General features: G+C 71.4%; 14 protein-coding genes. 1 reads left to right on the forward strand and 13 read right to left on the reverse strand.

Annotation, left to right across the window (positions count from 1 at the left end; genetic code table 11):
• Positions 1-64 precede the first annotated feature (64 nt).
• The 5 genes from PV789_RS22570 to PV789_RS22590 form a co-directional block, all read right to left on the reverse strand.
• Complete coding sequence (locus PV789_RS22570; RefSeq protein ID WP_274974445.1) at positions 65-2,368, reverse strand: polyribonucleotide nucleotidyltransferase; 2,304 nt, start codon at positions 2,366-2,368, stop codon at positions 65-67.
• A 303-nt stretch (positions 2,369-2,671) separates the two neighbouring features.
• On the reverse strand, positions 2,672-2,941 hold the full coding sequence (gene rpsO, locus PV789_RS22575) for a 30S ribosomal protein S15 (RefSeq protein WP_013154592.1): 270 nt from the start codon (positions 2,939-2,941) through the stop codon (positions 2,672-2,674).
• A 264-nt stretch (positions 2,942-3,205) separates the two neighbouring features.
• Positions 3,206-4,153, reverse strand: coding sequence for a bifunctional riboflavin kinase/FAD synthetase (locus tag PV789_RS22580; RefSeq protein WP_274974446.1), 948 nt, complete (start codon positions 4,151-4,153; stop codon positions 3,206-3,208).
• 167 nt (positions 4,154-4,320) lie between these two features.
• Positions 4,321-4,605 (reverse strand): type II toxin-antitoxin system RelE family toxin, encoded by a 285-nt coding sequence (locus tag PV789_RS22585; RefSeq protein ID WP_274974447.1) that lies wholly within the window; start codon positions 4,603-4,605, stop codon positions 4,321-4,323.
• Positions 4,602-4,892, reverse strand: coding sequence for a type II toxin-antitoxin system Phd/YefM family antitoxin (locus PV789_RS22590; protein WP_274974448.1), 291 nt, complete (start codon positions 4,890-4,892; stop codon positions 4,602-4,604). The genes PV789_RS22585 and PV789_RS22590 overlap by 4 nt, the downstream gene beginning before the upstream one ends.
• 208 nt (positions 4,893-5,100) lie before the next feature.
• Here PV789_RS22590 and PV789_RS22595 point away from each other — a divergent pair, with 208 nt between their 5' ends.
• Positions 5,101-5,949 carry an alpha/beta fold hydrolase gene (locus PV789_RS22595; RefSeq protein WP_274974449.1) on the forward strand — a complete coding sequence of 283 codons (849 nt, stop codon included), beginning with the start codon at positions 5,101-5,103 and terminating at the stop codon, positions 5,947-5,949.
• A gap of 20 nt (positions 5,950-5,969) precedes the next feature.
• On the opposite strand, the gene truB is transcribed toward PV789_RS22595, so the two are convergent.
• The 8 genes from truB to PV789_RS22635 all read right to left on the reverse strand — a co-directional run bounded on the left by truB (position 5,970) and on the right by PV789_RS22635 (position 14,300).
• Positions 5,970-6,857: a tRNA pseudouridine(55) synthase TruB gene (gene truB, locus PV789_RS22600; protein WP_274974450.1), complete on the reverse strand. Its 888-nt coding sequence runs from the start codon at positions 6,855-6,857 to the stop codon at positions 5,970-5,972.
• A 55-nt stretch (positions 6,858-6,912) separates the two neighbouring features.
• On the reverse strand, positions 6,913-7,356 hold the full coding sequence (gene rbfA / locus PV789_RS22605) for a 30S ribosome-binding factor RbfA (protein ID WP_130394938.1): 444 nt from the start codon (positions 7,354-7,356) through the stop codon (positions 6,913-6,915).
• Positions 7,357-7,358: 2 nt separating this feature from the next.
• Positions 7,359-7,655 carry a DUF503 domain-containing protein gene (locus PV789_RS22610; protein ID WP_274974451.1) on the reverse strand — a complete coding sequence of 99 codons (297 nt, stop codon included), beginning with the start codon at positions 7,653-7,655 and terminating at the stop codon, positions 7,359-7,361.
• Between the two features lie 103 nt (positions 7,656-7,758).
• Positions 7,759-10,800 carry a translation initiation factor IF-2 gene (gene infB / locus PV789_RS22615; protein WP_274974452.1) on the reverse strand — a complete coding sequence of 1,014 codons (3,042 nt, stop codon included), beginning with the start codon at positions 10,798-10,800 and terminating at the stop codon, positions 7,759-7,761.
• A gap of 212 nt (positions 10,801-11,012) precedes the next feature.
• Positions 11,013-11,336 (reverse strand): YlxR family protein, encoded by a 324-nt coding sequence (locus PV789_RS22620; protein ID WP_274974453.1) that lies wholly within the window; start codon positions 11,334-11,336, stop codon positions 11,013-11,015.
• A 13-nt stretch (positions 11,337-11,349) separates the two neighbouring features.
• The gene (nusA, locus tag PV789_RS22625; RefSeq protein WP_274974454.1) at positions 11,350-12,363 is read right to left on the reverse strand and encodes a transcription termination factor NusA; all 1,014 of its coding nucleotides are present in this window, start codon (positions 12,361-12,363) and stop codon (positions 11,350-11,352) included.
• A gap of 24 nt (positions 12,364-12,387) precedes the next feature.
• Positions 12,388-12,870, reverse strand: coding sequence for a ribosome maturation factor RimP (gene rimP, locus PV789_RS22630; RefSeq protein WP_248771755.1), 483 nt, complete (start codon positions 12,868-12,870; stop codon positions 12,388-12,390).
• A 383-nt stretch (positions 12,871-13,253) separates the two neighbouring features.
• Positions 13,254-14,300 carry a hypothetical protein gene (locus PV789_RS22635; RefSeq protein WP_274974455.1) on the reverse strand — a complete coding sequence of 349 codons (1,047 nt, stop codon included), beginning with the start codon at positions 14,298-14,300 and terminating at the stop codon, positions 13,254-13,256.
• Positions 14,301-14,604: the final 304 nt, after the last annotated feature.

The raw sequence follows: 14,604 nt of genomic DNA on the forward strand, positions 1-14,604 counted from the left end.
CCGGCCGAGGATACGCGCCGGGGCGGCCGCACCCAAGGTGCGACCGCCCCGGCGTCGGTCAGGATCAGGTGTTCTCCGAACGCCCGCCCGAGCTGCGGCGGCGGCGACGGCGCGGGGCCTCCCCGCCGTTCTTGTCGCCGTCCTCCTCCTCGGCCGGGGAGCCCTCGTCCTCGGCGGCGGGGGCGGTCTGGGCCGACTCGGCCTCCACGACCTCGACCGGGACCAGCGACAGCTTGCCGCGGTCGTCGATCTCGCGGATCTCGACCTGGATCTTCTCGCCGATGCTGATCACGTCGTCGAGGTTCTCGATCCGCTTGCCGCCGTGCAGCTTGCGGATCTGCGAGATGTGCAGCAGGCCGTCCTTGCCGGGCAGCAGCGACACGAACGCGCCGAACGTGGTCGTCTTGACGACGGTGCCCAGGTAGCGGTCGCCGACCTCGGGCATCGTCGGGTTCGCGATCTGGTTGATCGTGTCCCGCGCGGCCTCGGCCGAGGGGCCGTCGGTGGCGCCGATGTAGATCGTGCCGTCGTCCTCGATGGTGATCTCGGCGCCGGTGTCGTCCTGGATCGAGTTGATCATCTTGCCCTTGGGGCCGATGACCTCGCCGATCTTCTCCACCGGAACCTTGACGGTGAGGATGCGCGGAGCGTTCGGGCTCATCTCGGCCGGACGCTCGATGGCCTCCTGCATGACGTCGAGGATGGCCAGGCGCGCGCCGCGGGCCTGCTGGAGCGCGAGCGCCAGCTGCTCGGCGGGGATGCCGTCGAGCTTGGTGTCCAGCTGCAGGGCCGTGATGAGCTCACGGGTACCGGCGACCTTGAAGTCCATGTCGCCGAACGCGTCCTCGGCGCCCAGGATGTCGGTGAGGGTGACGAACTCGTCGCCCTCGCTGATCAGACCCATGGCGATGCCCGACACCATCTCCTTGAGGGGCACGCCGGCCGCCATCAGGGACATGGTGGAGGCGCAGACCGAGCCCATCGAGGTGGAGCCGTTGGAGCCCAGGGCCTCCGACACCTGACGGATGGCGTAGGGGAACTCCTCGCGGGCGGGCAGGACCGGGAGCAGGGCGCGCTCGGCGAGGGCGCCGTGCCCGATCTCGCGCCGCTTGGGCGAGCCCACCCGACCGGTCTCACCGGTGGAGTAGGGCGGGAAGTTGTAGTTGTGCATGTAGCGCTTGGTCTTGTCCGGGTTGAGCGTGTCAACCGTCTGCTCCATGCGCAGCATGTTGAGCGTGGTGACACCCATGATCTGGGTCTCGCCGCGCTCGAAGAGGGCCGAGCCGTGCACCCGCGGCAGGATGCCGACCTCGGCGCTCAGCTGGCGGATGTCCTTGGGGCCGCGGCCGTCGATGCGGATCCCGTCGCGCAGCACGCGCTCGCGCATGAGCTGCTTGCTCAGGGAGCGGAAGGCGGCGCCGATCTCCTTCTCGCGGCCCTCGAAGTCCTCGGCGAGCTTCTCGGCGGCCGAGGCCTTGACGCGGTCCAGCTCGGTCTCGCGGTCCTGCTTGTCCGCGATGGTCAGCGCCTTGGACAGCTCCTCGCGGACGGCGCCCTCGACGGCGGTGTAGGCGTCGTCCTCGTAGTCGAGGAAGATCGGGAACTCGCCCTGCTCGCGGCTGGCCTGCTCGGCGACGGCCTGCTGGGCCTTGCACAGGACCTTGATGAAGGGCTTGGCGGCCTCCAGGCCCTCGGCGACGGTCTGCTCGTTGGGGCCGACGGCCCCCTCGGCGACCAGTTTGAGGGTGCGGACCGTGGACTCGGCCTCCACCATCATGATGGCGACGTCGCCGTCCTCCAGGACGCGACCGGCGACCACCATGTCGAAGGTGGCGTTCTCCAGCTCGGCGTGGGTCGGGAAGCCCACCCACTGGCCGTCGATGAGGGCGACGCGCACGCCGCCGATCGGGCCGGAGAAGGGCAGCCCGGCGATCTGGGTGGACATCGAGGCCGCGTTGATGGCGACGACGTCGTACAGGTGCTCGGGGTGCAGGGCCAGGACCGTCTCGACGATCTGGATCTCGTTGCGCAGGCCCTTCCTGAACGACGGGCGCAGCGGCCGGTCGATCAGGCGGCAGGTGAGGATGGCGTCCTCGGAGGGACGGCCCTCACGCCGGAAGAAGGAGCCGGGGATGCGGCCCGCGGCGTACATGCGCTCCTCGACGTCCACCGTCAGGGGGAAGAAGTCGAGGTTGTCCTTGGGGCGCTTCGAGGCGGTGGTGGCGGACAGGACGACGGTCTCGTCGTCCAGGTACACCGTGGCCGACCCGGCGGCCTGGCGGGCCAGGCGACCGGTCTCGAAGCGGATGGTGCGGGTGCCGAAGGAGCCGTTGTCGATGACGGCTTCGGCCGAGTACACGCCCTCCATGGGCGACCTCCTACTACACGTGTTCGCGTTCGTGGCGCCGGACACGGAAGGCGTGCCGGCGCTGGTGATTCGTCTCCCGCGTCCGTGCCCCGGAGTTGATGACGGCCGGTCATCGATCGAAGCCCACGGCATGCCCTGAGGGAATGTCCGGGGACCACTACCGAGGACCGGCCCCGACTCTGCGCCGGGGTGGGGAGCGGGTGGTTCTCACTGTGGAATTGGGGTGGACGGCGGTGTTCGACCACCGTCGCGTCACACCTTACTAACAAAGCGGGAGCGGCCGAAGCCACTCCCGCCGACAACCTAGCGGCGCAGACCCAGGCGCTCGATGAGCGAGCGGTAGCGGGTGATGTCCTGCTTGGCGATGTACTTGAGCAGACGGCGGCGGCGACCGACCATCAGCAGCAGACCGCGGCGGCTGTGGTGGTCGTGCTTGTGGCCCTTGAGGTGCTCGGTCAGCTCGGTGATGCGGTGCGTGAGCAGCGCGACCTGGACCTCGGGGGAACCGGTGTCACCCTCGCCGGTGGCGTACTCGGCGATGATCTTCTCTTTGGTGGCGGTGTCGATCGACACGTCGCTCCTTCACTGGAAAGTCGGTACGCGGTGTGGAACCCGGCATGCGACCGGGAACAGACGCGGTGACCGCGCGTACGAACAGTCACCGTCGCGTGTGGTGCGCGGCCCGCCGCCGACGGCGTGGGTGCGCCGCGCTCCCCCGGCGACGGTACGCGCGGAGGCGACCGGCCGTGGGCACACGTGGACAACGACCACCCTACCGCAGACCACGAGGTGGCGGGCCGTGGCCGGGCACGGGTCGGGTCTCCCCCGCTCCGCGCCCTACCCGGCGCGCAGGACCTCGCGGCAGCGGTCGACGTCCCGGCGCATGGCGACGATCAGCTCGTCGATGCTGTCGAAGCGTTCCTGACCGCGGATGTGCACCGTGAAGTCCACCGTCATGCGCAGCCCGTACAGGTCCAGGTCGTCGCGGTCCAGGGCGTAGGCCTCCACGGTGCGCTCGGCGCCGTCGAACGTGGGGTTGCTGCCCACGGAGATGGCGGCCGGCCAGTGCGACTCCTGTCCGGGGGCGGGCTCGGAGCGGTGGAGCCAGCCCGCGTAGACGCCGTCGCCGGGGACGGCGGTGTCGGGGAGCAGGTCCATGTTGGCGGTGGGGAAGCCCAGCAGTTCGCGGCCGCGCGCGGCGCCGTGCACGACCTCGCCCCCGACCCGGTGCGGGCGGCCCAGCAGCTCGGCGGCCCCGGCCACGTCGCCCTCGGCGAGCAGCCCCCGCACGCGCGTGGAGGTGATGGTGTCGCCGTCCGCGACCAGGGCGACCCCGTCGGCGGTGAAGCCGTACTCGGCGCCCAGCGCGGCCAGCGCGGCGACGTCGCCCGCGGCGCGGTGGCCGAAGCGGAAGTCCTCGCCCACGACCACGGCCGCGGCGTGCAGGCGGTCGACCAGGACGCGCTGGACGAACTCCTCCGGGGTCAGGGAGGACAGGTCCTTGGTGAAGGGCAGGACGCACACGGCGTCGGCGCCGTACTCGGCCAGCAGCTCCAACCGCCGCTCCAGGGGGGTGAGCACCGGCGGGGTGGTGCCGCGCAGCACCCCCTGCGGGTGGGGGTCGAAGGTCACCACGGTGACCGGAAGGCCGAGTTCGCGCCCGTGCCCGACCGCGGTCTCCAGGATGGCCTGGTGGCCACGGTGCACTCCGTCGAACACGCCGACCGCCACCACGGAGCGCCCCCACCCGGAGGGAACGCCCTCCAGCCCGTCCCATCGCCGCACGTCCGGCTCCCCTGCTCGTCGCTGCTCGTGGTCCGCGCGGAGCCCGTGGCGCCCAGCGCGCCCGGAACCCGCACGAACCAAGGGTGCCACGTCCGCGGGTCCCCCACTGACACAAGGGGTGTGTGGCCCAGCACACGCCGGGCCACCGCTCCAGCGCATCACGAAGGTTAGCGCCTGCCCGAGTAGTGGTAGGCGTCGGCCCGCCCTCGAATGTCGTAGACGACGATGACGTTCTTGTCGCCGTCTATGCCGAATCGGATTCTGTAAGTGGCACGGCGGGCCACCCAGTCCTGACCGTAGGGAGGATTGAGTCGTTTCCCCACTCTGCGAGGGTTCTCCCTGAGATCTCCCCGGATCAGCTCCCATGCCGCCGTCGCCACCTTGTCAGGCAACGTCTCGGACAGGGCACGGCGCGCGGTACGGGTCAGGACGATTTCGTACTGATCGCTCACGTTCCCGTCTCCCGGCGCGCCCGTTCTCGCATGAGCTCGGCCATCTCGTCACCGGTGACCACGTCTCCGCGTTCGTACTCCTCCTTCGCCTGGACCAGACCCGCCTGTTCCTCCGGACTGTCCAGAAGAGCGAAGGTCTCCATCATCGACTCGTAGTCGTCCACAGAGATCACCACGGCACTGGGCCTGCCGTTGCGGGTGATGGTGACGGCGTCATGCGTTCTTTCCACCTCGTCGACGATCTTGGACAGGTTGTTTCTGGCCTCGGCCAGCGGAAGCGTCGTCATGGCGTGAATTCTAGCCAATCGCGTCGCCAGTTGTACATCATTCGCGACAGCCCGTTCCCTTCGTGCTCCGGTTCCGGGAAGCCGCGTCGTCCGGGAGGAGCTGGAGGACGCCGGGCTCCGCCGCGGCTGAGGCCCGGCGCGCGCCCGGCCGCCGCGTCCCCGGCGGAGCCGGGTTGGCACACGTGCGCGGGGCGGTTACCGTGCACCGATGGCGATGATCGACACGGGTACGACCCGACTGGCGTACGACGAGGCCGGTTCCGGTCCCGCGATCGTTTTCGTGCACGCCGGTGTGGCCGACCGGCGCATGTGGGACCACCAGTTCACCGGGTTCGCCAGGACCCACCGGGCGGTCCGCTACGACTGGCGCGGCCGCGGCGGCTCCGCCGACCACGAGGGCCCCGTCTCCCACTATGAGGACCTGCTGGCCCTCATGGACGCCCTGGACATCGACCGGGCGACCCTGGTCGGCGCCTCCTTCGGGGGCGCCTACTGCGTGGACGCGGCGCTGGCCGCCCCGGAGCGGGTGGAGGCCCTGGCCCTGGTCTGTCCGGGGATGTCGGGGCACGAGTGGCCGGAGGTCTTCGTGCGCGAGGCGCGCAAGATGGTGCTGGGCGCCGTCCCCCACGAACGCCTGGAGGTGTACCGGGCGGGACGCGCCGACCCCGATCCCGGGGACGTGGCGGCGATGGCCGAGGCCCAGGCCCGGTTCATGGTGCTGGGCCCCGGGCGGGTGCCCGAGGACCTGCCGACGGAGGCCTGGGACCTGGTGCTGCTCATGCTGCGCGAGATGTTCGCCCGCGAGTGGTCCGGGCCGATCGCCACCACCCGCTGGCCGGAGCGGCCCGCTTACGACCGCCTGGGCGAGATCGCCGTGCCGACGCTGGTGGTGAAGGGTCTGTCGGAGATCGCCCAGGTACGGGAGGTCGCGGACCTGTACGCCGGGGGCGTGCCCGGGGCGCGGCTGCTGGAGATGCCCGACACCGGCCACCTGCCGTCCGTGGAGCGCCCCGGCGAGCTGACCGCGGCCCTCGCCCGGTTCCTGGGGACCGACTGACCGGACGGGACCGCGCGGGGTCAGGCGGGTTCGAAGACCACCACGGGCTTCATGTGGTCGCGGCGGTTCTCCCCCAAGGCGACGACGCGGCCGTCCGGGGCGAAGAGGCCGACCGGGCCGCTTCCGGAGCCGTCCGGGTCGATCCGGTTGCCGTGCCGGATCCGCTGCTCCTCGTCCTCGCTCAGGGCGCGCGCCGGAAAGGCCGCGGCCACGGCCTCGGCCAGCGGGACCTGCGTGAACTCCTCGGCCAGTTCGTCCAGCGTGCGCGCCCGGGACAGGTCGTAGGGGCCCACCCTGGTGCGACGCAGCGCCGTCAGGTGCCCGCCCACGCCCAGGTCGGCGCCCATGTCCCGGGCCAGCGAACGGATGTAGGTGCCGCTGGAGCAGGTGACGGCGGCGTCCACGTCCACGAACCCCCCGTCTGCGTCGGAGACCCGGCGCACGTCGGTGACCGTGAACTCCGCGACGGTGACCGTGCGGGCCTTGAGGGCGACCTCCTTGCCCTCACGCGCCGACTTGTAGGCACGCTTGCCGTCCACCTTGATCGCGCTGACCTGCGGCGGAACCTGCTCAATCCGCCCCGTGAGCCTGCCGACGGCGGCGCGCACGGCCTCCTCGCCGACCCCGGAGGCGTCCGTGCGCACGAGGGGCTCGCCCTCGGCGTCGTCGGTGTTGGTCGTCAGGCCGAGCCGGATCGTCGCCTCGTAGACCTTCTCCGTCAGGGTCAGGTGACCCAGGAGCTTGGTGCCCTTCTCGATGCCCAGCACCAGGACCCCGGTGGCCATCGGGTCCAGGGTGCCCGCGTGGCCGACCCTGCGGGTGCGCGCGAGCCCGCGCGCTTTGGCGACCACGTCGTGCGAGGTCCAGTCGGCGGGCTTGTCGACGACCACGACGCCGCTCTCGGCCATGGTGCTCCCTCGGAGTGCAAGGGCGGCGGCGCGGTCCGCGCCGCCGCCGGGGGTGTTACTCGTCCTCGTCGCGCTCGTCCTCGCGGGGCGCCCGGTAGGGGTCGGCCTCGCCCGCGGGCTCGGCGCCGCTGGCCCTCTCGGCCAGCTCCGCGTCCGACTGGCGGGCCTTGAGCAGCAGTTCCTCGATGTGCTGGGCGTTCTCCTGCACCTCGTCGACGACGAAGGCCAGGCTCGGCGTGTGCCGGATGCCGGTCTGGCGTCCCACCTCGCTGCGGATCACGCCCTTTGCGCTCTCCAGGGCGGCGGCGGAGGCGGCCTTCTCGTCCGGGGTGCCGAACACCGTGTAGTACACCGTGGCGTCCCGCAGGTCGGCGGTGATGCGCGCGTCGGTCACGGTGACGAATCCCAGGCGCGGGTCCTTGATGCGCCGGTCCAGCATCTCGGCGACGATGCGCTGGATGCGGTCGGCGATCTTGCGCGCGCGTGCGGCGTCAACCATCGTCAGTCTTCCTCTTCGTTGAAGAGCCGCTGCCTGGCGGAGAGCAGCTCCAGTTCGGGACGGCCCGCCACGAAGCTCTCGCAGGAGTCCATCAGTTCCCGGGCGTGCGCCGCCGTCGGCGCGACCACCGCGACGCCGATCTTGGCCCGGCGGTACAGGTCCTGGTCGCCCGCCTCGGAGACCGAGACGGAGAACTTGCGGCGCAGCTCGGCGACGACGGGTCGGACCAGCGAACGCTTCTGTTTGAGCGAGTGGACGTCACCGAGAAGGACGTCCAGGGTCAGCGCCCCAACGTACAAGTGATCACCTGTGGTGTGTGGAGTTGTCCGCCGCTGTCGGCGGCGTGAAACACGGGGCCCCGGCCGCACGGCCGGGGCCCCGTCTGGTCATGCTCCGCGAGGATCAGTCGCGGGGCTTCTCCTGCATCTCGTACGTCTCGATGACGTCCTCGACACGCAGGTCGTTGTAGCCGACGCCGATACCGCACTCGAAGCCCTCGCGGACCTCGGTCGCGTCGTCCTTGAACCGGCGCAGGGATTCCACGTTGAGGTTCTCGGAGATGACGACCCCGTCGCGGATGAGCCGCGCCTTGGAGTTGCGGCGGATCAGGCCGCTGCGGACGATCGAACCGGCGATGTTGCCGATCCGCGGCACCTTGAAGACCTCGCGGATCTCCGCGCTGCCGAGCTGGACCTCTTCGTAGATCGGCTTGAGCAGACCCTTGACCGCGGCCTCGACCTCGTCGATGGCCTGGTAGATCACCGAGTAGTACCGGATGTCCACGCCCATGCGGTCGGCCAGCTCGCTGTTCTTGCCCTCGGGCCGAACGTTGAAGCCGACGATGATCGCCTCGGCGGAGGCCGCCAGGTTGATGTCGTTCTGCGTGATCGCACCGACACCGCGCCCGATGACCCGGATGCTCACCTCGTCGCCGCCGGCGTCGATCTTGAGCAGGGACTCCTCCAGCGCCTCGACGGAACCGGACATGTCACCCTTGATGAGGAGGAGCAGCTCGGAGCGCTCGCCCTCCTTCAGGGCGTTCTGCCAGTTGTCGAGGGTGACCCGGCGGGCCGAACGCGCCTGCTGGGCGAAGCGCTCGCGCGCCTCGCGCTGCTGGGCGATCTGCCGCGCCACCCGGTCGTCCTTGACGACCAGGAAGCTGTCACCGGCGCTGGGAACGTTGGTCAGACCCAGCACCTGCACCGGACGGGACGGCTCGGCGCTCTGCACGTTCTGGCCGTGCTCGTCGAGCATGGCGCGGACGCGGCCGAAGGCGTCACCGCAGACGATCGAGTCACCGACGTTGAGCGTGCCGCGCTGGACCAGCACCGTGGCCATGGAACCGCGACCGCGGTCCAGGTAGGCCTCGATGGCCAGACCCTGCGCGTCCATCTCCGGGTTGGCCTGGAGATCGAGCGCGGCGTCGGAGGTCAGCACGATCGACTCGAGCAGGGTCTCGATGTTGTCGCCCTTGAGCGCGGAGATGTCCACGAACTGGACGTCGCCGCCGTACTCCTCGGCCACCAGGCCGTACTCGGTGAGCTGCGCGCGGACCCGCTGCGGGTCGGCGCCCTCGACGTCGATCTTGTTGACCGCGACCACGATCGGCACCTCGGCCGCCTTGGCGTGGTCGATGGCCTCCGCCGTCTGCGGCTTGACGCCGTCGTCGGCCGCCACGACCAGCACCGCGATGTCGGTGACCTTCGCGCCGCGGGCACGCATGGCGGTGAACGCCTCGTGACCCGGGGTGTCGATGAAGGTGATCTTGCGCTCTTCGCCGTCCACCTCGGTGGCGACCTGGTAGGCACCGATGTGCTGGGTGATACCGCCGGCCTCGCCGCTGACGACGTTGGTCTTGCGGATGGTGTCCAGCAGTCGGGTCTTACCGTGGTCGACGTGACCCATGACGGTGACCACCGGCGGACGCGGACGCAGGTCCTCCGCGGTGCCCTCGTCCTCACCGAACTCGATGGAGAAGGACTCCAGCAGCTCGCGGTCCTCGTCCTCCGGGCTGACGACCTCGATCCTGTACTTGAGCTCCTCGCCCAGCAGCATCAGGGTCTCGTCCGGAAGGGACTGGGTCGCGGTGACCATCTCACCCAGGTGCATCATCACCTGGACGAGCGACGCCGGGTTGACGTCGATCTTGTCGCCGAAGTCCGACAGCGAGGCGCCGCGGGACAGGCGGATGGTCTGGTCGTTGCCGCTCGGGATCTTGACGCCGCCGAACGACGGGGCCTGGAAGTCGTGGAACTCCTGGCGCCGCTGCTTCTTGGACTTGCGGGCGCGTCCGGGACGGCCGCCGGGGCGTCCGAACGCACCGGCCGTACCGCCGCCGCGACCGCGGCCACCGCCACCGGGACGGCCGCCGAAGCCGCCGGGACGACCGCCGCCGCCGCCGACACCGCCGGGACGCGGACCGGAACCCGCGGGGGCTCCCCCGCGGCCACGGCCACCGCCGCCGCCGGGACGACCGCCGCCACCGCCGCGACCGCCACCCGCGGGTGCGGCCGGACGGGACGAGGGCATGTTCATCGGGCTGGGGCGCGGACCGCCGGGTCGGGGACCGGGACGCGGGGGACCCGCGGCACCGCCCGGACGCGGAGCGCCGGCCGCACCGCCGGGACGCGGGGCGCGCTGCTCGCCGCCGCCCTGCGGGCCGGGACGCGGACCCGGACGCGGACCGCCCGGACGCGGAGCGCCGGCCGCACCGCCGGGACGCGGGGCGCGCTGCTCGCCGCCGCCCTGCGGGCCGGGACGCGGACCCGGACGCGGGCCACCCGGACGCGGAGCGCCGCCGCCGGGCCGCGGAGCGGCCGGCTTGGAGCCCATGCCGGAGGCGTTGGACGCGAACGGATTGTTGCCCGGACGGGGACCGGACGGGCGCGGGCCGGGACGGGGCCCGCCGCGCTCGGCACGGTCGCCGCGCTCGGGGCGGTCACCGCCGCGCTCGGGGCGGTCACCGCCGCGCTGGGCGCGGTCGGGACGGCCGCCCTCAGGACGACCACCCTCCGGACGGCCGCCCTCGGGGCGACCGCCGGGGCCGGCCGGGGCACCGGGCTTGGGGGCGCCGCCGGGGCGGGCGCCGGCCTCGCCGCGGGGAGCCTTGGGGCCGGGCTTGGGCGCGTTCGCGCGCGGAGCGGCCTCGCCCTGCGGGGCGGGCTTGGGCGCGGGAGCCGGCCTGGGGCCGGGCTTGGGAGCCGGACCCGGCTTCGGGGCGGCACCGTTGTCCGCGGCGGGACGCGGGCCGGGCTTTGGAGCCGAACCCTTGCGACCGCCGTCGGAACCGTTGTTGAAGGCTTCCTGGAGGCGTCGTACGACGGGGGCCTCTATGGTCGAGGACGCCGAACGGACGAATTCGCCCATCTCGTTGAGCTTGGCCAGAACGGCCTTGCTCTCTACACCGAACTCCTTGGCGAGTTCATATACCCGGACCTTCGCCACTACTCTCCTTCAGCTTCGGTCCGGGACATGGGCTTGTGCCGGACCGTCGTTAGCTCGAGTTACTCATCGCTGCGTACTCATCAGGCGCTCATCGCAATCTCGACCTGCTTCCTCATCGCTACACAACAATGGGCCAGCTTCTGCGTGCCGACACAGCACTGGACGCCGACCTCGGTCGTTACAACCCAGAAGTCGGTCCAGACATTCCAACCCTATCGGGAACAGTGACCCGATCCGCCACGCGGGGCGGCGTCGATCAGGGCCGCCACGGGTGAGACGTCCCACCCGTCGGCGCCCGCTCCCCTCCGGTAGGCGCGTGACCAGGCCCTGCGCCGTTCGGCGAGCTCGAAGCACCGCCGATCGCGGTGCAGGTAGGCGCCGCGCCCCGGAAGACGACCCCGGGTGTCGGGCGTGATGACCGTGCCCTCGGCCACCAGCCGCACGAGGTCGGACTGGACTGCCCGCGACCGACACCCCACACAGGTACGCACGGGGCGGTCGGGACCGTCATGGGCCACCCTATCGCGTCGAGGCATGCGCGCGACCCGATCAGCCCGTCGCGGCGGTGTCGTCGCCCTCGGCGACGCCCTCCCGCTCCGGCTCCCCGGCGGGCTCGGCGTCGGAGCGGATGTCGATGCGCCAGCCGGTCAGGCGCGCGGCCAGACGGGCGTTCTGGCCCTCCTTGCCGATCGCGAGGGACTGCTGGTAGTCGGGCACGACCACGCGGGCGACGCGGGAGGCCATGTCGAGGATCTCCACGGAGTTGACCCGCGCAGGGGACAGGGCGTTGGCGACGAACACGGCCGGGTCCTCGGAGTAGTCGACGATGTCGATCTTCTCCCCGTGGAGTTCGGCCATGACGTTGCGGACGCGGCTGCCGAGCGGGCCGATGCAGGCGCCCTTGGCGTTGACCCCGCCGCGGTTGGAGTGGACGGCCATCTTGGTGCGGTGGCCCGCCTCCCGCGCGATCGCCGCGATCTCGACGGTGCCGTCGGCGATCTCGGGGACCTCCAGCTCGAAGAGCTTGCGCACCAGGTTGGGGTGCGTGCGCGAGAGGGTGACCGAGGGGCCGCGGTGGCCCTTGCGGACCTGCACCACGTAGGCGCGCAGGCGCTCGCCGTGGGTGTAGGTCTCGGTGGGCACCTGCTCCTGCGGGGGCAGGACCGCCTCGATCTTGCCGAGGTCCACCAGCACGTTGCGGGGGTCCTTGCCCTGCTGGATGATGCCGGAGACGATGTCGTGCTCGCGTCCGGCGAACTCGCCCAGGGTCAGCTCGTCCTCGGCGTCGCGCAGACGCTGGAGGATGACCTGCTTGGCGGTGGAGGTCGCGATGCGGCCGAACCCGGTGGGGGTGCCGTCGAACTCGCCGACGGACTCGCCGTCCTCGCCGGTCTCGGCCACCCACACGGTCACGTGGCCGGTGGAGCGGTTGAGCTCGACGCGGGCCCGCTTCTCGGGGCCCTCCTCGCGGTGGTAGGCGATCAGAAGCGCGTCCTCGATGGCCTTGGCCACGAGTTCGACGGAGATGTCCTTCTCGCGTTCCAGGCTGCGCAGAACGCTCATGTCAATGTCCACGGGGCTCCCCCTCTAGTCCGCCGCGTCGGTGTCGGCATCGTGGCGGAATTCCACCTGGACCCTGCCCTTGCCGAGTTCGGCGTGGGTGAAGGTGCGGGGCTGGCCCTCGACGTCCAGGGTGACCCCGTCGTCGTCGGCGCCGGTGACGCGCCCGGTGACCTTGCCGCCCTCGGCGAGGGTGGCGATCACCAGGCGGCCTCGGGAGCGGCGCCAGTGCCTCGGCTCGGTCAGCGGACGGTCCACCCCGGGTGAGGTGACCTCCAGGACGTAGGGCTGCGCGCCCATGACGTCGGAGGAGTCCAGCAGGGTGTTCACCTCCTGGCTGACCTCGCCGACCGTGTCCAGGTCGACCCCGTTGTCGGAGTCCACGACCACGCGCAGCACCCGTCGCTTGCCGGCCGGTGTGAGTTCGACGGCCTCCAGGTCCAGTCCGGCCTCGGCCAGTACCGGCTCCAGCAGCTCGGCGATGCGCTCCTCGCGCGCCTGCGCTCCCATGTGGTCCTGCTCCTCCAACGGCGAAGATCCCGCCCGCGCGGCCGTCGGGCCGGTGTACGGGGCGGTCCAGCTCTGTACGTAGTCTTCGACTTCAGCGGCCCGCCCCCTGGTGCGGGGACGCGGGCCGACCGCGCGTCGCGTGCGACGGCGGTTATGCCGCAAGAGTATCCACACCCGGAACCGTTCCTGAACAGTGATCAGGAGTGACCCCCGGGGGTCACGCTGGCACTGCACCCATCCCGGACGGTGCTGGATGGGCTGGGTCACCGCGTTCCTGCCCCGTCCGGCCACGCGCATAGCGTGCACGCTCCGTGACGGGAGGGCGGTTTCCCTCACGCCCACAACTCCCCGGTGCGGCCTGGGCGGTCCGATGCCCCACACCATCACCCCGGTGGTGTGGTGGCCCAGCGCAGCAGTCGGGACAGAGCGTGGCGGACCTGCGCGTCCCGGTGGGAGGCGCTGCCGGACAGGTCGAAGGTGAACCGTCGCGGATTCCCGATCGGGTTGCCGTGGGTGTCGAGCCGCCAGGCGGCCAGGTGGTCGGCATTGGCGTCCACCCCCACCACCCCGCGGGCCAGTGCCGCCTCCCACGGCACCTGTGGGGCGGGGGTGGGGGTCCAGGACGCGGTTACGTACCACCGTTCCCGATCCGTGTCCAGGTGGATGCGGTAGGCCACCGCCCCGTCGGCCTCGACCCGATCAGCCCACTCGGTGCCCCGGTGGGCGAAGGCCACCCGGCCCGAGAGCACGTACCGACCGTGCGGGGCGTTGGCGTACTCGGTCAGTGGAGCGGGCAACCGGATCGAGATCTGCCCCTCGGGGGTGATGCGGATGGTCTCGTTGCCGTAGCGTTTGCCGGACTCGCCATCAGCGGACAGGAAGAAGCGGGCGGCCTCCCACCGAGCCCGCCACCCGGCCTCGGTCAGCTGCGCCTGCTCCAGGTGGTGGCGGCTGTTCAGCAACCGCTTGCCGCCACGCACCACACGGACCCGCCCCGCCTCCCAGTCCGCCACCGCCACCGCATGGCGATGCTCCAGGGCGGTCAGGCGTCGGGACTTGGCGTGCCACTCCCGGCGACAGGCGTACCCGCCCGGCACACCCCGGGTTCCCTTGGTTCCCAGAGGTTGGGACAACCGGTGGCGCAGGGTGTCGATCCCCGTTTGGAGGCGGTGCAGGTGGGCGGCCTGGCTGCGGCGGGCCAGCGCCCACTGCTCGTTCGAGGCCCTGGTGAGCGTCCCCGCCCACCGCGACGAGGACTCAGGGGTCAGCTCCCGTTTGCGGGCCGCCCAGGAGTCCTTGCCGTGGCCGGTGCCATCCAGACACCGGGCGGCCAAGTCCGTGGAGGCGAGCGAGCCCAGGTGCGCGCCCACCGCCCGTAGGACCGTCTCGTCCCGTGGTGTGAGGCCCTTGAGCCGGTCACGCACGCTCACCCCGGTCGGTGCGGGGCCAGGAACGGGTCGGCGAGGGTCCGCAACCGCCGCATACTGGTACCTGACATCCCTGCCCACCTCCCGATCCTGCCGGTTTCGTCACTGTGTTCGACACGACCGTAGCCAGGACCGGGGGCGCCTGTCCGAAGAATCAGCGAACTTCTCAGACGGTTTTCTTCGTCGCACCATGCGCAGGGGTGGGGCGCACAGCCACACACCGCCTTCCGACAGCAGCACATAATGACTCCTGTGCCCTCGTGTGTGCTTGAGTGGCTTCCCGATCCAACAGCTGACACCCCCCAGG

Source organism: Nocardiopsis camelliae (genome assembly GCF_028993595.1).
GTDB lineage: Bacteria > Actinomycetota > Actinomycetes > Streptosporangiales > Streptosporangiaceae > Nocardiopsis > Nocardiopsis dassonvillei.

What these genes read in the sequence shown, in the direction of transcription:
- PV789_RS22570 (WP_274974445.1), bottom strand. Translation starts at nt 2,368, where the DNA reads ATGGAGGGCGTGTACTCGGCCGAAGCCGTCATCGACAACGGCTCCTTC.
- PV789_RS22590 (WP_274974448.1), bottom strand. Translation starts at nt 4,892, where the DNA reads ATGACGACGCTTCCGCTGGCCGAGGCCAGAAACAACCTGTCCAAGATC.
- PV789_RS22595 (WP_274974449.1), top strand. Translation starts at nt 5,101, where the DNA reads ATGGCGATGATCGACACGGGTACGACCCGACTGGCGTACGACGAGGCC.
- truB (WP_274974450.1), bottom strand. Translation starts at nt 6,857, where the DNA reads ATGGCCGAGAGCGGCGTCGTGGTCGTCGACAAGCCCGCCGACTGGACC.
- rbfA (WP_130394938.1), bottom strand. Translation starts at nt 7,356, where the DNA reads ATGGTTGACGCCGCACGCGCGCGCAAGATCGCCGACCGCATCCAGCGC.
- PV789_RS22620 (WP_274974453.1), bottom strand. Translation starts at nt 11,336, where the DNA reads ATGCCTCGACGCGATAGGGTGGCCCATGACGGTCCCGACCGCCCCGTG.
- nusA (WP_274974454.1), bottom strand. Translation starts at nt 12,363, where the DNA reads ATGAGCGTTCTGCGCAGCCTGGAACGCGAGAAGGACATCTCCGTCGAA.
- rimP (WP_248771755.1), bottom strand. Translation starts at nt 12,870, where the DNA reads ATGGGAGCGCAGGCGCGCGAGGAGCGCATCGCCGAGCTGCTGGAGCCG.